Raw genomic sequence first — 19,723 nt, forward strand, 5'->3', positions numbered from 1 at the left:
TTTAGCCCCCCGTAAGGGGGGCTTTTTGCTGGCTCAGGGGCCAACGCTGGCCAGGGCATCCTTCGCTTTGGCTAAGACAGGAGCGGGCAGGGGGATGTAGCCCAGAGCGGGAGCCTGCTTTTGGGCTGCTTCGCTGAGGGCGTAGTTGAAGGTGCGCTGCAGGGCGGGCAGCTTGGCCGCATTGCCATTTTTGTAGAGCAGCACCCAGGTGAAGGTGACGATTGGATAGCCAGCGCTGGGATTGGGATCGCTGCCGGTGAGATCGTCTCCCAAGTTGATCGTGGCCAGGGCTTGGCTGGCGTTGGCGGCATCGGGCAGGCTGAAGTTGCCGGTGCGATTGGCGATGGCGGCGGGCTGGAGGACGCCCCGCACATAGGCCGCTTCCACGTAGCCAATGCTGCCTTTGGTTTGCAGCATGCTGGCGGCGACGCCCTCATTGCCTTTGGCGCCCACTCCCGTGGGCCAGTTCACCGACTTGCCAACGCCGGGCCCTTTCTTCCAGCTGGGGCTGAAGGCGGCCAGTGAATTGGTGAAGTTGTAGGTGGTGCCGGAGCCATCGGAGCGCACCACCACCTGGATCGGCTGGTTGGCGCAGCCCAGCTGCTGGAAGTTCTTGATCTTGCCCTCGAAGATCTGCACCAGCTGCTCCTGGCTGAGCTTGAGCTTGCAGCCGGGCAGGTTGTAGGCCACGGCGATGGCGCCAGCGGTGAGGGGTAGTTGCACCACACCGCGTTTGATCGCTGCAGCATCTTTGGCGTCCAGGGGTTTGTCGCTGGCGGCGAAATCCACCGTGCCGGCTTCAAACTGGCGGACGCCGGCACCGGAGCCCACCGACTGGTAGTTGACCCGAATCTTGTCCTTGCTTGCCAGGTCTGCAAACCAGCGCTGGTAAAGGCCCGCCGGGAAACTGGCGCCGGCGGCCTGGAGCGTCGGGCCGCCGCCACCGCAGCTGCTCAGGCTGATTAGGGCAGCCAAGCCGAGGGCGCTCCTCAACGGGATGCTGGGGCGAAAGCGGCTGACGGCCATGGAGGTAGCTGGTGAAGGGTGGCGTCCCGGCAGGTTAGGGCTTGATTAAGAAGGTGTTTGCTGGCTGGTTTGTCAGCCTTGCTCCAGTTGGTCGGCCACCCATTCCGCCGTCGCCGGTGCCAGCAGCACGCCATTGCGGTAGTGGCCGCTGGCCAGCACCAGGCCCGGCTCCAGCTGCTCGAGCAGGGGCGCTGGGCGGCCGATCGGATGGGGCCGGTGGCCCTGCCACTTGCGCACCACGGTGGCCTGTTGCAGCCAGGCTGGCGCCGCACCACCCAGCTGTTGCAGGTTGGCGAGGGCGGTGGGATCGGCTTGATCGCCAGGCTCCAGGGTGGCCCCCAGCCAAAGCTTGCTGCTGGCACGGGGCACCAGGTTAAGCCCCTGCCACACCACTGCCCCTGGCCACGGGACCGCCCCTGGCCAGGGGCTGGCGCTGCTCCAGTTTGTGGGGAGTGGCAACTCCAGTTCCACGGCCTGACCTAACACCGGCTCCATGGGCACCTGGTGGCCTAGGTCCGCCAGGAGAGCGCTACTTGCTACCCCGGCGCTCAGCACCACCGCTTCCACCTCCAGATTTTCGCCGCAACGGGTGTGAACGCTCCAGCCACCGGGGCATTGCTCGAGGCGCTCAACCCGATCGCAGCAGGTCTGCAGACCCAGCCGCAGGCCATCGGCTAGCAGGGCTGCGAGGGCGGGGCCGGGATCCAGCTGCCCGTCGGCCGGGGAGTAGAGCCCGCCCAGGGCTCCGATCGGCAGGGCTGGGGCCAGGGCGTCAAGCCGGGGTTGATCCCAGAGTTCCAGGGCAAAGCCCTGCTGCCGCCGGCTTGCCACCAACTGGCGCTGGCGCTCCAGTTCCTCAGGGGTGCTGGCCAGCAGCAGCAAGCTGGGTCGCCAGGGCAGGGCCCAGCCCTGGGCCTGCAACTGCTGACGCCATTGGCCCCAGAGCTCCAGGCTGCGCTGGCGTAAGCGCCAGGCCCGGCCGCTGTTGCGGTGAAACACCTGGGCCATCAGCACCCCCAGGGCCGCCTCGCTACCTGAGCTGGGGTCTCGCTGGCCGTCCAGGCCTGGATCTATCAGTAAAACTCGGTGGCCCCGCTGCAGCAGTAGCCAGGCGCAGGCGCGGCCCACTAGGCCGGCGCCGATTACAGCGATCGAAAGGCGCCTAACGGCTGATCCGACGGGATGGCTCAGCTGGATCAGATTTGCTTGAGGTCTTCCTGCACTTGGGTGGGCAACACCTGGGCATAGAGACCAAAACCGCTCGCCACCTTGATGTAACCCTTACGCAGCTTGTCGCCGTCTTGAAGGCGGGAGGCTTCATCGAGCTGGGCTAGGGCCGTTTTTAGGGCGGTGGCGCGCTTCTCGGCCTCGGGGCGGTCGGCGGGCAGCAGCCTTTGGTTGATGTAGCTCATTTCCCGGCCCACTTCCTGCATGGGGCCGTGGATCAAGTTGGCAGTGAATACCCAGTTGCGATCATTTACGAGGGCGGCCAACTCGGGCAGGCGGTTGCGGGCTGCCAGGAAGCCCTCGGCTTGGCGCTCGATCAGGGCCATGTCCTCTGGGCTGATGGTCGGCGGCTTCTTGCCCTGGCTGCCGTCACAGGCGCTCAGGCCGAGGCAGAGCACGGTGGCAAGGCAGAGCACCAGTAAACGGCGCAGCTGCTGACCAAAAGTGGTTTGACCGAAACTGGTTTGGCCAAAAGCAGTGAAAACTGCAGGAATCCGCGCAGAAGCCATCAGCAGGTACCAACAACGTTTCGTGGGGGTGAGTTTATCGGGGCGGGCTGGCTCTTCCGGCCTGTCTGTTGCCCCTCGCAACCTGGCCCTAAATGCCGCCGAGGTGCTACGTCTGAACTGACGTTGACCATGGCCATGACTACCGCCACCGCCATCCTGCAGATGATCTGCCCGGATCAACCCGGACTGGTGCGGGAATTGTCTGGCTGGGTGGCAGCTAACGGCGGCAACATCGTGCACGCCGACCACCACAGCGATCAAGGCGCCGGCTTGTTTTTGAGCCGGATTGAGTGGCAGCTTGAGGGTTTCGGGCTGCCGCGGCAGGCGATCTGTCCCACGGCCAGCGCCCTGGCGGAGCGTTTGGGCGGCCAATACAAGGTGAACTTCTCAGATGTGCGCCCGCCAGTGGCGATCTTCGTGAGCAAGCAGGACCACTGCCTGCTGGATTTGCTGTGGCGCACGCGCACGGGCGAGTTGCCGATGCAGGTGCCGCTGGTGATCTCCAACCATCCCGACCTTGGTCCTATGGCTGAGGAATTTGGGGCTCGCTTTGCCCATGTGCCTATCTCAGCCGCCAACCGGGAGGCGGCTGAAGCACGGCACCTGGAGCTGCTTGCTGAGCACGGCATCGAGCTGGTGATCCTGGCCAAGTACATGCAGGTGCTGACGCCGGCATTTTTGGAGAGCTTTGATCCACCGGATGCTTTCCACCGAGTGATCAACATCCACCACTCTTTCCTGCCTGCCTTCCAGGGCGCCCAGCCCTATCACCGGGCCTGGGAGCGGGGCGTGAAGCTGATCGGTGCCACCGGGCACTACGTGACTGAGCAGCTGGACGGGGGCCCGATCATTGCCCAGTCCACCGTGCCCGTGGGCCATCGTGACGAGATCGATGACCTGATCCGCCTCGGCCGCGACTGCGAACGCCTGGCGCTGGCCCGGGCCGTGCGCCTGCACCTCAAGCGCCAGATAATGGTTTACCGGGGGCGGACGGCGGTGTTTGCTTGATGTGAGGGTTCTGATGATGGAAAAAGCCTGTGGGCCTGATGTTTGTCAAGCGGAGGGCTCGATCCGCTTAGACCGGCACATCAATCCCTAGAAGGGCGTTGCTGCCCAGTCCGTAGAGGCTGCCGTCGAAGAACAGCGGTGAGGGATAGCTGCCGCTGGTGGTGGATCCGAGGGCGGTGGGCTGGAACACGAAGACGTCTTCGTTGGTGGCGCTGAGGCTGGTGCCGCCGGTGGAGGCGCTGGCGTTGCCGCCGGTGGTAAGGAACATCCGGCCGTCGGCGGCCACGTCGATGGCGGTGATGTTTTCGGCTTTGCTGGTGATGCCCACGTCGCTCATGTCGGCGTAGAGGCTCCAGCTGCCGGCGGTGGTGGTGCCGACGCTGGTGGGCACAAAGCGCAGGATGTCTTGGGCGGCAAAGCTGCTTACACCGGTCACGCCGCCGCTGCCCCGGGTGGAGATCAGCCAGGAGCCGTCGGGCAGCCCTGTTACGGCGTCGATCTTCTCGGCTTTGGTGGTGAGGCCCACGTCGCTGCCGTCGAAGAACATCGACACGTCGAACCCCCCGCTGGTGTTGCGGCTGAGGCGGGCCAGATCCGAGTCGTCGAAGGCGGTGCCCGAAAGGGTGATCGGGCTCTGGAAGGCCACCACTACCTCATCGGGGCTGACGATGTGGAAATCGCGCAGCACCGCACCGCTCAGTCCGCTGGCGTTGCCGTTCAGCCAGGTGGAGAAACTGCTGCCATCGAAGGCGATGATGTCGTTGCGCTGGGCCGTCAGGCCGCCCATCACCGAAGCCGAGGAGCTGGTGACGGCGCTGCTCAGGCTGAAGAACAGGACCGGGCTCGGCTGAGGCGGCGGCACGAGAATGCTGAGCTCGCCGGTGGTGGTGTCGGTGCCGGAGTTGCCGGCGGCGTCGGTGGCGGTGACAACCACGTTGTAGCTGGGGCCGGCTGCGAGGGGGTCGCTCCACTGGAGCGACCAGGTGCCGTTGCCGTTGTTGATGGCACTGCGGCTGATGCCACCGATGCTGACGCTCACCTGGGCGGCCGCCTCGCTGATGGTGCCGCTGAGTAGGGGTGTGGTGTCCTCGGTGGTGAGGGCGTTGACGCTGACGAGGGGGGCAACGGTGTCGACGGTGAGGGCGAAGGGGCTAGAGAGGCTGCCCAGCTTGCCGCTGGTGCTGTCGACTAACCGGGCGGTGTAGGCGAAGCTGTTGCTGCCGGCGCTCTCCTGCAGGGAGATGCTCCAGCTGGTTGGGTCGGTGGCGCTGACATCGGCGCTGCCGAGCTGCAGGCCATCGCGGTAAAAGGCGATCGATTGGCCGAGGTCGAGGGCCTGGCTGAGGCTGCCGGAGAAGCTGAGGTCGGTGCTGCTGGTGGCGGCGCCGCTGAGCAGGCCGTTGACTGAACTGATCGTCACGTCTGCTAGCACCGGCCCCGAGAGGCTGCTGACCAGATCGGCATAGCTGAAACTGATGCTGTTGAAAACAATGTTTTCGACGCTGTTCCAGACTTGGTCGACATCGAAGCTGCCGGAGGTGCGGGAGAACAGCAGCGAATTATCGGAGAGTGCGTAGCTGAGCAACTCGATCGACTCGCTGAAATACAACCAGTCGATGCCCTCATCGCCGTAGTAGGTGTCGGAGCCGAGGCTGTCGTAGAAGCTGTCGTTGCCACCGCCACCGCGGAAGCTGTTGTTGACATCGTTACCGTAGAAGCTGTCGTTGCCGCTGCCACCGATGGCGGCCTCGATAATCGTGCCGGCGGCGATCGTGAGGTTGCCGATCTTGCCGCCGATGTTGGAAATGGAAGGCGCCGTTGAGTTGCTTTGGGAGGGGGCCAGATTGATCAACTGGTTGGCGCTGAAATTGCTGACGTTGAGGGTGTCGTAGCCGTCGCCGTCAACGATCGTGTGGGCCGTGGATCCTGCGTAGGTGCTGAATAGGTTCCAGATCTGGCTCTGGGCAGCAGTGATGTTGGTGCCAACGCCATAGATGGTGTCGCCTTGGAAGGCACTGGCGGTGCTGTAGCCCTGAGTTCCGTAAAGATCGTTGAGCGCCATCCAGTCGACCGCCATCGGTGTCTGCAACCAGGCGAACGAGGCTCCGGTGGTGGTGTTCTCCGCTTGATCCCAGTACGACATCATCGTCGCCTGCCAAGAATCATTGGCGAACTGAGCCGAAACTGCGTAGGTGAGGGGCGTACCAGTATAATTGTATTGACCTTGGTGGCCTAGACCAAGTGCATGGCCGATCTCATGAAAGATCGTCTGTGGCGTGTAGGTGTTGTAATTCGACCTGCTGTTGTCCCAGGAGGCCTGGACATTGACGACGCTGTAGTCAATGATGAGGTCCTGCTTCGAGCTGTCGGCATACCAGCCAGTAGCCGTGTAGGCGTAAGCACCACTGTCATTGTCGGTGAAGCGGATATCGCCTCCTGAACCGGTCACCTCCTGGAAGTTGATCCCCAACGTGGCCGAATACAGCTTGAACACCTCGCGGGTCAGAGTCCGGCGATCGGAAGAGAGGCCGTCTATGTCATTCCCCCAACCCGTTACGTTGTACGTGATGGTTCCGTTATTGGCACCGTTGCCGCTACTGCTGAGGTTGTAACGGCGTGAATAGGTACCTGCCTCCAGCCAGAAGTCGCGCGTCAGGTAGTTCGCCAGGGTTTGCAGGCTGACCGGTGCGTTGGCCGCTGCGCTGGCGGTGCTGCCGGTGGGGGTGGTGATGACGCTGACTTCTCCCATCGGGCTTCTGCCGGCACCATTGCAGGCCATGCAGACGCAGCGGCCGGCATGGAAGCGGCTGTCGATCGCATCGAGATCGATCGAGTCATCAGACACCGAGCTGTCGCTGCTAATGGCGGTAACCCTGGCAAGGGCCACGGTTAGGGCATCACGGGCCACCGGGGCTGCGAGGAGGGCGCCAGGGCTGGTCACGATGTCGCGCTGCTCCGGCTCCACAGAGGTTGGGGCTGCGAGAGCATCTGAAGCTCGGGTGGGGAATTCCGCCTTGAAGCCGGCCATGAAAAGGCTCTCAGTCCCTAGGAAATTCTCCTCCGGGCGACTGGCACGGGCGGGGATTTCGGGCTCAAAACGGCCGAGATTCGCCATGGCGGAAACAGGGGCTCAAAACGACTACGGACCAGGAGGATTAAGGGTTGGGCCGCACAATCCCGAGTGGACTGAAAGTGGGTGGCATCCGAACGCTTGCGCGGACTGGGTGCCGCAATCCAAACGGCTATAGACCTGGCCTGGCTAAAAGAGCGCTGCGAACAGCTCCTATCGAGTTTTAGCTCAGGAGAGGGGGGAGGTGTTCCCACCAGAAGTTTTCTTTGGAAGAACCTGGAATTTGGTGGCCTCAGATTTCTCATAGCACTCCAGTAGTGGCTGTAGTCACCCGCCGCCTCTCCCTCTGGATATCACGAAACCGCCACGCCTGCCTGGTCTCATGCCTGTACGCCATTTTTCTGAGTCAGGGCGAGTGCTTCGGCTCGATGCCGCTCCAGGGTTGCGGGGGGCAGCGGCCCCTCCAAGTGGGCCCAGGGCAATACCCGCTCGCTGTTCCAGGTGGCGTGGATCACTTCCTCCCAGGCTGGTGGGCTTTGCGGGCCTGAGGTTTGCTCCCGCACCGCCCGATAGGCCTGCTTCCAGCCCCCCAGGCTCTCGTGCTTGCCGCGGGCAGCAGCGATCACCGGCGCTAGGCGACGGTCGCTGCGCGACAGCAGCGCCTGGATCACGCTCCAGCCGTAGCTCTCGGGGCGTAGCTCGATGCCCTTGGGCTTGAGCCGCTTGGCCAGCAGCTTGAGTCGCTTGTCGGCTTCGGGTCGCACGCCTTGCCACTGGAACGGCGTGTGGGCCTTGGGCACGAAGCTGCTCACTCCCAGGGTGAGCCTCAGGCCGGGAGTGGCCTTTTTCAGAGCTAAAAGCAGCTCGGCGGTGGCTTCCACATCGACGTCTTCTTCCGTCGGCAGGCCCACCATGCCGTAGAGCTTCAGGCCCGTGAGCCCGCCCTCCTTGGCATAGCGGGCTGCTGAGTAGATCTCTTCGGTGGCCAGCTTCTTGTTAACCACCTGGCGCATGCGCTCGCTGCCGCTTTCAATCGCGATCGTGAGCGATTTGCTGCCACGTTTGGCCAGGATTCGGCCCAGCTCGGCGGTCACGGTGGCGGCCCGCACCGAGCTGACGCTCACCCGGGTGCCTTCAAAGCGGTCTTGATCCAGCCAGGCCAGCAGGTCGGCGAATTGGGGGTGCTGGGTGACTGAGGCTCCCAGCAATCCCAGGCGCTGGGTGGCGACCAAACCCTTTTCCACCGCCGGGATCAGGCCGTCTTCCAGGCTGGGGGTGCGAAAGGGCAGGGTGAGGTAGCTGGCCAGACAGAAGCGGCACAGCTCCGGACAGCTGCGCGCCACCTCCACCATGTGGATCGAGGGCCAGGCCGCCTCCGGGGTGATCACCGCCGAATGGCTCAAGGTGTTGCCGCGCCAGGTTTGTTTGGCCACCGTGGCCGGGATACCCGCTTCTGTTGGCTCCACCGCAAGCAGATCGCCCTCGGGGCTGTAGCGGGGGGCATAGAGGCTGGGCACATACACGCCCGGCACCTGGGCTAGCTGACGGAGCCGTTCGGCCCGCGGCTCCTCGCGGTGCGCCTGCAGGGCATCCACAAAGGCGGGCAGCAGCAGCTCGCCGTCGCCCAGCAACACCACATCAAAAAATGGCGCCAGGGGCTCGGGGTTGGCCGTGAGCACCGGCCCACCGCCGAACACGATTGGATCGTCGTCGCCGCGCTCGGCCGCCCAGATCGGAATGCGCTGCTGCTCCAGCAGATCCAGCAGCACCGGCCCATCCAGCTCCCAGCTCAGCGAAAGGCCAAACAGGTCGCAGTGGCGGTGCACTGGGTCGCCCTGGTCAGTGAATAGGCGCCGCACATCCACATCGGCCCGCTGGGCCAGGGTCGCCCACACCACCTGGTAGCCCAGGCTGGTGATGCCCACCGTGTAGGTGCTGGGGAAGGCCAACACGGCACGCAGGGCACCGGCCTCAGCAGGGGCGGGTTCGAACAGCAGGATTTCCTGGTTCAGGTGAGATGCCAGATGGTGACCTCCAGCGTCTCACCACGGGGGCGCGATTTACTTACCGGCCAGGGCGGAGAGGGGGCCAAGCAGGCCACTGATGGCGGCGTTGGCATCGGCAGCTGATGGAGTTCCCTTGCTGAAGGTGCCGCTTAAGCCTTGGGCAGCGCTTTCGATGGCGGCCCACCTATCCCCGGCCAGGGGCTTCACTACTGGTGCTGCCTTCTCCCAGATCGCCTGGAAGCCCCCCATGGAGGCTGCGGCACCGGCTAGATCGCCTGCGGCCACCTTGCTTTGGCCCTGCTTGAGCAGGTCGAGCACCGGGGTCACGGCTGGCCCTAGGGCCGTCTGGGCGGCACCCGTGGCAGCAGAGGTGGCGGCGTCCTTGGCGCTCTTGGTGACCTGGTCACAGCCGGTGAGGCTTAGGCCACCCGCAAGAGTCAGGGCGATGCCGCCGGCGAGCAGGGAAATGTGACGCATGGAGGAGCTGTTCAACCAACTTTTGGACGCTAGGGACCTCAGCTGGGAGAACTGATTTCTTCGGTTTGTTGTAAGGACTGATACCAAACTGCGCCAGGCTGTGCAGTGGGCGCCAAGCTGACAGGGTGCGGCCAAGTGCTGACAATCCTTCGAAGCCTCCTGGCCATGACCGCCAAGCGTCGTCAATTCATCTCCCCCTTCCAGTACAACCCAGGCCAAGACCCCACGGTGGTCACCTATTTGCAGGGCCTCAAGGGTGGTGACGCACCGGGTACTTTCCTGTTAGTAGGCGCAAACAATTCGCCGGGGCCTACCCCGGTGGGGTTGGTGTATCAAGGGCCCTTGGATGCGGTGAATAAAAACGGTGTCAGTGGTTCTGGAACCTGGAGCACCGTGGCCGTGCCAAATAAATTCGGCGCTGCGGGCACCAGCGTGTATGGCCCCGACAATCTCGGTGCCGGCCTCGGCAATCTCGTGGGTGCTTATACCCGTGATCTGCGCAATAAGACTCCATCGGCAGAAAATCCAGCCGTTGTTGGCTTCGTCTACACCGGAGCGGTGGATGGCACGACGGGTCGCGGTTGGCGCAGTGTGCAGGGCACCACTCAGCTGGGCACGAAGGGGACCTACACCTTTGTCCATTCCGTTGATGGGGGCCTAGCAGTCGGGAACACCGATAACGCCGATGTCGATGGCATCACCGGTTACTTCAGCCTCAATTCCACCGCTTTCATCGTTGAGTTGGCTACGGGCCGCCAAATCCCCATCCGCTTCCCGGGAGAGCGCGATCCGTTGGTGACCCACACGGCTTATGGAATCTGGGCCAATGGCCAAGGTTCCTACACAATTGCTGGGGGATCTGGCGACGCCCTGAATCGATCAGGAGGGCGATTGGAAGCAGGTGAAGGGTATCTGATCGATTACGACAGCATCACGGGTAAGTTCTCTAACTACACGGATTTCTCTTATCGAAATCGAGATCGCACCGACCTGATAAGCCACTTTGAAGGGATTTATCGCACAGAGAATGGCAACTACCGCCTGCCTGCTACCAGTGTTGGTCTGAACAATGAGGAAGACCTGGCGATCGCCTCCATTGTCACTGTAAAACGCAATGAAAGGGGTGGATTTCGTGCCAAGGCCCGTTGGCAGGATTTGGATGTGAGGCGCAGTAGCGATGGGGAGGACAGCGTGCTGAGTACCGCTAATTCGCTGTACGGGGATGTGACAGTTGGCTTTGCCAATTACCCAGACCGCAACGGCGGCCTAACTCAGCTCGATTATGTGACTCAGCTGTTATGAGCTGGCCTTGGCCTTACACCCCCGCCAGCACCTGGGCTTCCTCTTCGGCGCTCATCACTCGGCCGCTGTCTTCAAAGCCTTCGATCTGATCGAAGTTGAGGTAGCGGTAGAGCTCGGCACCGAAGGGATCGATCTTTTCGGCGGCGACTTTCAGGTATTCGTCTCTAGAGGGAATGCGGCCCAGCTGGGCGCACACCGCTGCTAGTTCGGCGCTGCCTAGGTACACCTGGGCGCCGTTGCCGAGGCGGTTGTTGAAGTTGCGGGTGCTGGTGGAAAACACCGTGGTGTCGTTTTCCACCCGGGCTTGATTGCCCATGCACAGGGAGCAGCCCGGCATCTCCATGCGCGAGCCGGCCGCTTCGAAGATGGCGTAGTAGCCCTCTTCTTTAAGCATCTCCTCGTCCATGCGGGTGGGGGGACATACCCACAGCCGCGCAGCATTTTCGCCCTGGCCTTTGAGCACGTTGGCCGCGGCGCGGTAGTGGCCGATGTTGGTCATGCAGCTGCCGATGAACACCTCATCGATGGCTGCGCCGGCTACTTCGGAGAGGGTTTTGACGTTGTCGGGGTCGTTGGGGCAGGCCAGGATCGGCTCTGTGATCTGATCGAGATCGATTTCGATCACAGCCGCATATTCGGCATCGGCATCGGCCTCCAGCAGCACCGGGTTGGCCAGCCAGGCCTCCATCGCCTTGATGCGGCGGGCCAGGGTGCGCCCATCGCCGTAGCCCCGGGCAATCATGTTTTTGAGTAGCGCCACGTTGCTGCTTAGGTATTCGCTCACCGTTTCAACGTTGAGCTTGATCGTGCTGCCGGCACAGGAGCGTTCGGCGGTGGCGTCGGTGAGTTCAAACGCCTGCTCGAGTTTGAGATCGGGCAGCCCCTCGATCTCCATGATCCGGCCGTTGAACACGTTCTGCTTGCCTTCCTTGGCCACCGTGAGCAGGCCCTGCTGGATGGCCACGTAGGGAATCGCGTTCACCACATCGCGCAGGGTGACGCCCGGCTGCAGGGAGCCGGAGAATTTCACCAGCACCGATTCGGGCATGTCCAGCGGCATGGCGCCGATGGCGGCAGCAAAGGCCACCAGGCCCGAGCCGGCCGGGAAGGAGATGCCCAGGGGGAAGCGGGTGTGGCTGTCGCCGCCGGTGCCCACCGTGTCTGGCAGAAGCATGCGGTTGAGCCAGCTGTGGATGATCCCATCGCCGGGGCGCAGGGCCACACCGCCTCGCGACGCCATGAAATCCGGCAGCTCGGCGTGGGTTTTCAGATCCACCGGCTTGGGATAGGCGGCGGTATGGCAGAAGCTCTGCATCACCAGATCAGCGCTGAAGCCCAGGCAGGCCAGCTCCTTCATCTCATCGCGGGTCATGGGCCCGGTGGTGTCCTGGGAGCCCACGGTGGTCATCAGGGGCTCGCAGCTGCTGCCGGGGCGCACGCCCGCCAGGCCGCAGGCCTTGCCCACCATCTTCTGGGCCAGGGTGAAGCCCTTGGCGGTGTCGGCCGGGGCCACCGGACGGATGAACAGCTCGCTGGCGGCCAGCCCCAGCTGGGCGCGCACCTTGTCTGTCAGGGAGCGGCCGATCAGCAGGGGGATGCGGCCGCCGGCGCGCACCTCATCGCTGATCGTGCTGGGTTTGAGCTCGAAGCGGGCCACGATTTCGCCGGCGTTCGCTTGGCCGCTGGCCCGCTCGATCGTGCCGGCGTAGGGGCGGATCGTGATCACATCGCCGCTGCTCAGGGCGCTTACGTCGCACTCGATCGGCAGGGCGCCGGAATCCTCGGCGGTGTTGAAGAAGATCGGCGCGATCTTGCCGCCCAGGATCACACCGCCGCCGCGCTTGTTGGGCACGTGGGGGATGTCGCTGCCGGTGTGCCAGAGCACCGAGTTGATGGCGGATTTGCGTGAGCTGCCCGTGCCCACCACATCGCCCACATAGGCCACCGGGTGGCCCTTGGTTTTGAGCTGGCTGATCAGCTCCAGGCCGCCGGGCATGCGGGTTTCCAGCATCGCCATGGCGTGCAGGGGGATGTCGGGCCGGGTTGTGGCGTGGGTGGCGGGGGAGAGGTCGTCGGTGTTGGTTTCACCCTCCACCTTGAACACCGTCACGGTGATCTCGGCGGGCAGCTCGGCCTTGGCGGTGAACCACTCGGCGGCGGCCCAGCTGTCGATCACCTGCTGGCCGTAGGGGTTGCTGGAGGCCAGCTCCAGCACCTCGTTGTAGGCGTCGTAGACGAGCAGGGTGCGGCTCAGCCCCTCGGCGGCAGCGCTGGCGATGGCCGGATCGGAGTTGCTGAGCAGCTCGATCAGGGCGCTGACGTTGTAGCCACCGATCATGGTGGCCAGCAGCTTTACGGCCGCCACCGGGTTCACCAGGGGGCTAGTAGCCGTGCCCTGGGCCACAGCCGCAAGCCAGCCGGCCTTCACGTAGGCCGCCTCATCCACGCCGGGGGGGATGCGCTCGCTCAGCAGGTGCAGCAGGAAGGCTTCCTCGCCGGCGGGCGGTGCGCTCAGCAGCTCCGTGAGTGCACTGGCTTGCGCGGCGCTCAGCGGCAGGGCGGGCACCCCCAGGGCTTCGCGCTCGGCCGCGGCGGCGCGGTAGCTGGGGAGGAAGGTGGCTGCAGACATGCCCGGTCGCTTCGATCTACACCCCATTGTTCTTGGCAGCCGGTCCCTTTGATGGTCGCAATCGCTGCTGACTAGGGTGGAAGGCGACTCCGCAGCGCCGTTCTGACGGCCTCAGGCCCATGACCACCACCACCGCCGACTTGCATGTGGTGGAAACCCGGCCGCTGGTGCCTCCGGCGCTGTTGCACCGCGAACTGCCAATCAGCGATCGTTCAACGGCAACGGTCCAGCAAGCCAGAGAACGTATTAAGGCGATCCTGCATGGCCGTGATTCCCGCTTGCTGGTGATCGTGGGGCCCTGCTCGGTGCACGATGTGGCCGCGGCCCACGAATACGCCGCGGCAATCGCCGCGGCCCAGGAGCGCTACAAAGACGCGCTCGAGATCGTGATGCGGGTTTATTTCGAGAAGCCCCGCACCACCGTCGGTTGGAAGGGCCTGATCAATGACCCCCACCTCGATGGCAGTTACGACATCAATACGGGACTACGTGTGGCCCGCGGCCTGCTGCTGCACCTAGCCGAGATGGGCCTGCCGGCGGCTACCGAGCTGCTCGATCCGGTGGTGCCCCAATACATTGCCGATCTAATCAGCTGGACCGCCATCGGCGCCCGCACCACCGAAAGCCAGACCCACCGAGAGATGGCCTCGGGTTTGTCGATGCCGATCGGCTTCAAAAATGGCACCGACGGCAGTGCCATCACCGCCATCAATGCCATGGAGGCGGCGGCGCGGCCCCACCATTTCCTTGGCATCAATGGGGAGGGCCAGGCGGCGATCGTGACCACCACGGGCAACCCCGATGGCCATCTGGTTTTACGGGGTGGTAACCGCGGCACCAACTACCACCCGGAGGCGGTGCAGGAAGCCGCTGCTGAGCTGGCCAAAGCCGGCCTGCCGCCTCGGGTGATGGTGGATTGCAGCCATGGCAACTCCAACAAGGACTATCGCCGCCAGGGCGAGGTGGCCGCCCAGGTGGCCGCCCAGCTGCGCGCCGGCTCTGGCCACGTGATGGGCGTGATGCTGGAGAGCCATCTAGTGGCTGGCAGCCAGAAGATTCCGTCAGACCTAAGCCAGCTCACCTACGGCCAGAGCATCACCGATGCCTGCATCGATCTGGCCACCACCTCGGAGGTGCTCGAAACCCTGGCTGAGGCGGTGCGCTAGCTAAGCCAGTGCGTTAGCTGAGCCGTTGCCAGAGCCAGCCGGCCGCCAGCGGCACGGTGAAGTTGTCCAGGCCCCCCACCGCCAGCTGCTCCAGCACCACTGCAGTGGTGCTGATGGCCAGCAGGGCCGGCAGCTCCGGGTGGGGCAGGCCAGCTGCGATCGCCAGCTGGCGCACCAGCAGCAGCATGGCCAGGCTGCCAGCGGCCATGGCGCCGGTGCCAACGACGGATTTGCGCTGGCCCCACACCAGCCAGCAAGGGGAGCTCACCAGGGGACCCAGCAGTCCGGCAAGGCCATCACCCACGGCCATCACCAGCACGCCAGCGGCTACGGCAGCTGGTTGCTGGGGCCAAAACTGCAGCAGCAGCAGGGTTATTGAGGCCCCATAGGCGATGGTGCCGTAGCTAGCCCTGCCCACATCTTCGATGGCTGGCAGTAGGCGGAAGCGATGGTTCATTGCCGCCAGCAGCGTGATCAGGCCGGCGGCGGGGATGGCGATCAGGCGATCGATGCCGGTGGCCCAGGCGATCGGCACCACGGCGCCGGTGCCGATGTGCACCAACTTGCGACTCCATTCCCGTTGACCATTCCAGCGACGCCGCACCTGCAGCGCCGCTAGCGCCAACAGGGCCAGCCAGCCAGCAACGGCCGCCACTCCCAGCAGCTGCTGCGACCATCCAGCGGCCATGGGCTCAAGCGGCCTGCTGGTAGTTGCTCATCAGGCGCAGCTTCATGATTGCCTTTGCCTCCAGCTGCCGCACCCGCTCCCGAGACACATTGATCAGCCGGCCAATCTCAGCGAGGGTGAGAGGTTCGGCCCCTTCTAGGCCGAAGCGCAGCTTGAGGATCTGCTGTTCCCGGTCGTTTAGCTGGGAGAGCCAGGTGCCCAGGTGCTCCTTTTGGATGTGCCGGTCCATCGAGTCCAGGTGCTCGTTGCTGGCCGGATCGGCGATCAGTTCGCCCAGGGTGCTGCGATCTTCTTCGCCGCGGGCATGGGCATCGAGGGAAGCGCAGGGAGCGCTTTGGGCCATCAGATCTTCGAGGTCCCGCGGGGCCATGTCCATGGCATGGGAGAGCTCGAGGCGATTGGGTTGGCGGCCAAGGCGATGGGAAAGCTCCCGGCTGATCCGCCGCATCTTCGACAGCTTTTCGCTGATGTGAATCGGCAAACGAATCGTGCGGGCGCTGTTGTCGATCGCCCGGGTCATCCCCTGACGGATCCACCAATAGGCGTAAGTCGAAAATTTGTAGCCCATTGCTGGGTCGAATTTGTCAACAGCTCTCTCTAGGCCGATCGCCCCTTCTTGCACCAGATCCAGTAGCTCCAGCCCCTGGTTTTGATATTTCTTGGCGACGCTCACCACCAGGCGCAGGTTGGCGGCCATCATGCGATCGCGGGCCCGCTGGGCCATGCGCAGCTGGCGCTTGTGCTTGGGGGTGTGCTCCCCTGCAGGCAACTCCAGCAGGCGTTTGCCAGCCTGCACGTGGTGGGCCAGCTCAATTTCTTCGGCGGCCGTGAGCAGCGGCACCCGGCCAATGGTGCCTAGATACCAGCCAATTGAATCGGCACTAAGCCGGCCTCCGGCTTTTGGGCCTGTGGCGCGTGCCTTTGCAGACGCAGATTTGCTAGCAGCAGCATTTGGCGCCATCAAAGATGGCGACTGCTTCGAGGCGTTGCTGTCAACAACGTCTGAAGCGGATTGCAAAGGCGTCCCCACACCCCAGCCTCCGTATTGGATTTGGCTGGAATGTAGCACTGTTGCGTTGGTTGTAACTCCTTGATTTGGAAGAATTCCTGTATGGATTGCTGCTGATTAAGCCACCAAACCGCCGCGCCAGCGACGCATCATCTCCCGCTGAACCAGATGTTGTTCGCCTTCGAGCTGTCGTTGACTGAACTTTCCTTGATTGTCCATGTGCCAGGCACTGGTGTCATTCAGGTAGAGATCGATGACCTGCTCAAGCTGATGGCGCAGTTTTGGATCTTCGATCGGGGCTACGGCTTCAACTCGTCTGTCCAGGTTGCGTGACATCCAGTCGGCGCTGCCAAAGAAAAGTTCGGGCTCGCCGCCATTGCCAAACCAAAACAGCCGCGAGTGTTCAAGGAAGCGACCGATAACACTGACAACTTGGATGTTGTCGCTGATGCCCTCCAGTTGGGGCCGCAGGCTGCACATGCCACGCACCACCAGCTCGATCATGACGCCGGCCTGAGAGGCCTCGTAGAGCAGGGCGATGATCGCCGGATCCACCAGGGCATTCATCTTTGCCCGGATACGGCCGCCCCTTCCCGCTTGGGCATGCTCGATTTCGCGGCGAATCAGGCCTTCCATGCGGCTGCGCAGCGTCACTGGAGCCACCAGTAGGCGGCGGAAGCTTTGCTGCTTGGAGAAACCGGTGAGGTAGTTGAACAACTCCACTAGGTCGGCGCCGAATTCCGGCCTGGCCGTGAGCAGGCCGATATCGGTGTAGAGGCTGGAGGTTTTGGAGTTGTAGTTGCCCGTACCTATATGCACGTAGCTGTTGAGGCGCTCCTTCTCCTTGCGAACTACCAGCAGGATTTTCGTGTGGGTCTTTAGGCCCAGCACGCCGTAGACGACGTGCACCCCAGATGCCTCCAACTGCTTAGCCCACTGGATGTTGTTGTCTTCATCGAAGCGGGCCTTTAATTCAACGAGGGCCATCACCTGCTTGCCATTTTCGGCGGCCCGGATCAGTGCTGCCACTACCGCTGAATCCTTAGAGGTGCGGTAAAGGGTCATCTTGATGGCCAACACCGAGGGGTCATCGGCGGCCTGGTTGAGGAATTCCTCTACCGATGTGGAAAACAGGTCGTAGGGGTGATGCAGCAGCACATCTCCCCGGCGGATCACAGAGAAGATGCTTTCAAATTCCTCCGCCTTGATAGAGCCGTCTTCCAGCTGGCTTTTCTGGGTGCGGACCAGGGCTGGTGTGGTGCGGCCCTTGTGGGGCTTCTCCTTGAGCTGGGGCAGGGGAATGGCCAGCAGGCTCATCAGATCGTCGAGACCTAGGGGTCCGTTGACGCGGTAAACGTCTTCCGCTTCGACGGCGGTGCCTTCCATCAGCAGCTGCACCACCGCTTCCGGCATCTCATCGGCCACCTCCAGCCGCACCACCTCGCCGCCGCGGCGGCGTTTGCGTAGGCCCTCCTCAAGGGCCTCCATCAGATCGTCGGCCTCCAGGTCGCGCAATTCCAGGTCGGCGTCGCGGGTGACGCGGAAGAAGTAATGCCCCTCCACGTGCATGCCTGGGAACAGCAGGCCGAGGTTGAAGGCCACCACCTGCTCCAGAGGCACGGCCGTGTAGACGGGTTCGGGTTGCTTGCCGCTCAGGTGGGGCGGGATCTGGACAAAGCGGGGCAGGTTTTTCTGCGGCACCTTCACCCGGGCAAATTCCTGCTGACCCGTATCGGGGTCGCGCACCAGGGCGGCCACGTTGAGGCTCAGGTTGCTGATGAAGGGAAAGGGGTGGGAGGGATCCACCGCCAGCGGGGTGAGAACCGGGAAAATGGCGTCTTGGAAATAGGAGTTGAGCCAATCGCGCTGGGGACCGTTGAGGTTGGCGTAGTCGGTGAGGTGAACGCCGTAGTCGCAGAGATGGCTCTTAAGGGAGTGGCGGTATTGCTGCTGCTGCATCTCCAGCAGGGGGCGCAGCTTGGTGCGAATCGCCTGCAGCTGTTGCTGGGCGGTGAGTCCGTCATCACTGAGAGTGCTTACCCCTGCATCGATCTGGGACTTCAGCGAGGCCACCCTCACCATGAAGAATTCATCGAGGTTGTTGCTGAAGATGGCGCTGAACTTCGCCTGCTCTAGTAGCGGCGTGCGCTCGTCCAGGGCTTGTGCCAGCACCCGGTAGTTGAATTCCAGCCAGCTCAGTTCACGGTTGATATAAAGCTCGGGATCCAGCTGGGTTTCAGCCATTGATTCCGCCATGTCGCAACCTGGCCCTCATTAGCGGCAACGTAGCAATCTCAACTGTCCGATCCGTGTAGTCCTGCTTTCATCTCGGCGTTTCGGCCCGGAAGACCACCGGCCACCAGCAGGGCCACCCCCACCAGCAAGGCGATGCCAAGCCAGAAGGGGCTCTGGCGTCCGGTGGTTTCGTAGGCCAAGCCCGCCAGCGGCGGGCCCAGGAAACTGCCCAGGCTCTGCAGCCCCTGCAGGCTTCCCAGGGCGGCGCCCTGGCCTTCGCTGTCGAGTCGGCGTGACACCAGGCTGCGCAGGCAGGGAGTGACTAGGCCGGTGCCGAGGGCCAGGATCGCCACGGCGCTAAACACCACCGGTTGGGCGTTGGCCCGGGTTGCCAGGGGAATCAGCAGGCAGCCGGCGATCACAAAGCCCAGTCCGGCCAGGGTGAGGCGCCATTCACCAAAGCGCTTCACCAGCGGGCCAATCAGGCCGCCCTGCACCACCGTGGCCACCACGCCCACCACCAGGAAAGCTGAGGCCGCTAGGCCGGGCCCCCAGTTGAAGGCCTGCTTGAAATAGAGCACCAGCACGGCGGTGAAGCCGTTGAAGGCCAGGAAAAACAGAAAAAATGCCACGCACAAGCGCCGCACCTGGGGGTTGGTGAATACCCGTTGCAGGGCGACCAAAGGGTTGAGATCCCGTTTGCGCGGCATGGCCCGGCGTGCTTCTGGCGGGTGGGTTTCTGGCAGCACGGTGAGCACTAGCACCAGATTGAGCACGGCGATCGCTACGGCAACGAGCAGCGGCAGGGTGACGTTGATCTGGCCGAGCAGCCCGCCTAGGGCGGGGCCAAGAATGAAGCCCAGGCCAAAGGCCACCCCGATCAGGCCGAAGGCCTTAGCTCGTTTTTCCGGCGGCGAGATGTCGGCCAGCACGGCGCTGGCGGTGGCGGCGGTGCCGCCGCTCACCCCGTCGATCAGCCGGGCTCCGAACAGCAGGGCCAGGGGCAGCCCGGCCGCCTGGGCTGCGGGCCAGAGGGTTGCCCAGGGGAGGCTGATGGTGAGGGCAAACAGGGCCAGGCCCAGCACCGAACCCGCCACACAAAAACTGATTACTGGTTTGCGGCCGTAGCGATCGCTGAGGGCGCCGATTAGGGGCGTGAAGGCGAACTGGGCGATGGCGTAGCTGCCTGCTAGCAGACCCAGCACCCGGCCGTCGTTGGTGAACCCCGCTAGCAGAAAGGGCAGCAGCGGAAACACGATGCTTTCGCCCAGCCGGTCGTTCAGCAGGGTGAGGAAGGCGCAGAAGAAGGTGGAGGGGCGGCTCCAGCGCATGGGGCAAGCCTCAAAGCGTTGCCTACAGTTGAACCCATCA

The 19,723-nt window shown here is 63.7% G+C and carries 14 protein-coding genes; 3 read left to right on the forward strand and 11 right to left on the reverse strand.

The genetic code is table 11. The annotated features are described in order from the left end of the window. Positions 1-33: 33 nt before the first annotated feature. From pstS to psbQ, 3 genes are all read right to left on the reverse strand, one after another. Positions 34-1,026 carry a phosphate ABC transporter substrate-binding protein PstS gene (gene pstS / locus U9970_RS12670; protein WP_322764485.1) on the reverse strand — a complete coding sequence of 331 codons (993 nt, stop codon included), beginning with the start codon at positions 1,024-1,026 and terminating at the stop codon, positions 34-36. A 72-nt stretch (positions 1,027-1,098) separates the two neighbouring features. After that, on the reverse strand, positions 1,099-2,154 hold the full coding sequence (locus U9970_RS12675; protein ID WP_322764486.1) for an NAD(P)/FAD-dependent oxidoreductase: 1,056 nt from the start codon (positions 2,152-2,154) through the stop codon (positions 1,099-1,101). Between the two features lie 68 nt (positions 2,155-2,222). Continuing rightward, positions 2,223-2,762 carry a photosystem II protein PsbQ gene (gene psbQ / locus U9970_RS12680; RefSeq protein WP_322764487.1) on the reverse strand — a complete coding sequence of 180 codons (540 nt, stop codon included), beginning with the start codon at positions 2,760-2,762 and terminating at the stop codon, positions 2,223-2,225. 135 nt (positions 2,763-2,897) lie between these two features. On the opposite strand from psbQ, the gene purU reads away from it, so the two are divergent. Continuing rightward, positions 2,898-3,770: a formyltetrahydrofolate deformylase gene (purU, locus tag U9970_RS12685; protein WP_322764488.1), complete on the forward strand. Its 873-nt coding sequence runs from the start codon at positions 2,898-2,900 to the stop codon at positions 3,768-3,770. Positions 3,771-3,837: 67 nt separating this feature from the next. Here purU and U9970_RS12690 read toward each other — a convergent pair whose 3' ends face one another. The 3 genes from U9970_RS12690 to U9970_RS12700 form a co-directional block, all read right to left on the reverse strand. Next, positions 3,838-6,885 carry a M10 family metallopeptidase C-terminal domain-containing protein gene (locus U9970_RS12690; protein ID WP_322764489.1) on the reverse strand — a complete coding sequence of 1,016 codons (3,048 nt, stop codon included), beginning with the start codon at positions 6,883-6,885 and terminating at the stop codon, positions 3,838-3,840. A 335-nt stretch (positions 6,886-7,220) separates the two neighbouring features. Next, the gene (locus tag U9970_RS12695) at positions 7,221-8,792 is read right to left on the reverse strand and encodes a B12-binding domain-containing radical SAM protein (protein WP_322764490.1); all 1,572 of its coding nucleotides are present in this window, start codon (positions 8,790-8,792) and stop codon (positions 7,221-7,223) included. Between the two features lie 108 nt (positions 8,793-8,900). Further along, entirely contained in the window at positions 8,901-9,323 is a 423-nt protein-coding gene (locus tag U9970_RS12700) for a hypothetical protein (RefSeq protein WP_322764491.1), read from the reverse strand. Positions 9,324-9,488: 165 nt separating this feature from the next. Between U9970_RS12700 and U9970_RS12705 the strand changes: the two genes are divergently transcribed. Further along, positions 9,489-10,625, forward strand: a complete 1,137-nt coding sequence (locus tag U9970_RS12705) for a hypothetical protein (protein ID WP_322764492.1) — start codon at positions 9,489-9,491, stop codon at positions 10,623-10,625. A 13-nt stretch (positions 10,626-10,638) separates the two neighbouring features. Here U9970_RS12705 and acnB read toward each other — a convergent pair whose 3' ends face one another. Continuing rightward, a complete protein-coding gene (gene acnB, locus U9970_RS12710) occupies positions 10,639-13,254 on the reverse strand; it encodes a bifunctional aconitate hydratase 2/2-methylisocitrate dehydratase (RefSeq protein WP_322764493.1) in 2,616 nt (871 codons plus the stop codon). Between the two features lie 119 nt (positions 13,255-13,373). Here acnB and U9970_RS12715 point away from each other — a divergent pair, with 119 nt between their 5' ends. After that, the gene (locus tag U9970_RS12715; RefSeq protein WP_322764494.1) at positions 13,374-14,420 is read left to right on the forward strand and encodes a 3-deoxy-7-phosphoheptulonate synthase; all 1,047 of its coding nucleotides are present in this window, start codon (positions 13,374-13,376) and stop codon (positions 14,418-14,420) included. A 13-nt stretch (positions 14,421-14,433) separates the two neighbouring features. On the opposite strand, the gene U9970_RS12720 is transcribed toward U9970_RS12715, so the two are convergent. From U9970_RS12720 to U9970_RS12735, 4 genes are all read right to left on the reverse strand, one after another. Then, a complete protein-coding gene (locus tag U9970_RS12720) occupies positions 14,434-15,108 on the reverse strand; it encodes a diacylglycerol/polyprenol kinase family protein (protein WP_322764495.1) in 675 nt (224 codons plus the stop codon). A gap of 4 nt (positions 15,109-15,112) precedes the next feature. Further along, the gene (locus U9970_RS12725; protein ID WP_254935347.1) at positions 15,113-16,138 is read right to left on the reverse strand and encodes a sigma-70 family RNA polymerase sigma factor; all 1,026 of its coding nucleotides are present in this window, start codon (positions 16,136-16,138) and stop codon (positions 15,113-15,115) included. A 96-nt stretch (positions 16,139-16,234) separates the two neighbouring features. Further along, positions 16,235-18,361, reverse strand: coding sequence for a polyphosphate kinase 1 (gene ppk1, locus U9970_RS12730; protein ID WP_322764496.1), 2,127 nt, complete (start codon positions 18,359-18,361; stop codon positions 16,235-16,237). 50 nt (positions 18,362-18,411) lie between these two features. Then, on the reverse strand, positions 18,412-19,683 hold the full coding sequence (locus tag U9970_RS12735) for an MFS transporter (protein WP_322764497.1): 1,272 nt from the start codon (positions 19,681-19,683) through the stop codon (positions 18,412-18,414). Positions 19,684-19,723: the final 40 nt, after the last annotated feature.

The organism is Cyanobium usitatum str. Tous (assembly GCF_963920485.1).
GTDB lineage: Bacteria > Cyanobacteriota > Cyanobacteriia > PCC-6307 > Cyanobiaceae > Cyanobium_A > Cyanobium_A usitatum_A.

Bases quoted from the DNA above. Each gene is read 5' to 3' on its own strand.
- pstS (WP_322764485.1), bottom strand. From the start codon at position 1,026: ATGGCCGTCAGCCGCTTTCGCCCCAGCATCCCGTTGAGGAGCGCCCTC.
- psbQ (WP_322764487.1), bottom strand. From the start codon at position 2,762: ATGGCTTCTGCGCGGATTCCTGCAGTTTTCACTGCTTTTGGCCAAACC.
- purU (WP_322764488.1), top strand. From the start codon at position 2,898: ATGACTACCGCCACCGCCATCCTGCAGATGATCTGCCCGGATCAACCC.
- U9970_RS12690 (WP_322764489.1), bottom strand. From the start codon at position 6,885: ATGGCGAATCTCGGCCGTTTTGAGCCCGAAATCCCCGCCCGTGCCAGT.
- U9970_RS12700 (WP_322764491.1), bottom strand. From the start codon at position 9,323: ATGCGTCACATTTCCCTGCTCGCCGGCGGCATCGCCCTGACTCTTGCG.
- U9970_RS12705 (WP_322764492.1), top strand. From the start codon at position 9,489: ATGACCGCCAAGCGTCGTCAATTCATCTCCCCCTTCCAGTACAACCCA.
- acnB (WP_322764493.1), bottom strand. From the start codon at position 13,254: ATGTCTGCAGCCACCTTCCTCCCCAGCTACCGCGCCGCCGCGGCCGAG.
- U9970_RS12715 (WP_322764494.1), top strand. From the start codon at position 13,374: ATGACCACCACCACCGCCGACTTGCATGTGGTGGAAACCCGGCCGCTG.
- U9970_RS12720 (WP_322764495.1), bottom strand. From the start codon at position 15,108: ATGGCCGCTGGATGGTCGCAGCAGCTGCTGGGAGTGGCGGCCGTTGCT.
- ppk1 (WP_322764496.1), bottom strand. From the start codon at position 18,361: ATGGCTGAAACCCAGCTGGATCCCGAGCTTTATATCAACCGTGAACTG.
- U9970_RS12735 (WP_322764497.1), bottom strand. From the start codon at position 19,683: ATGCGCTGGAGCCGCCCCTCCACCTTCTTCTGCGCCTTCCTCACCCTG.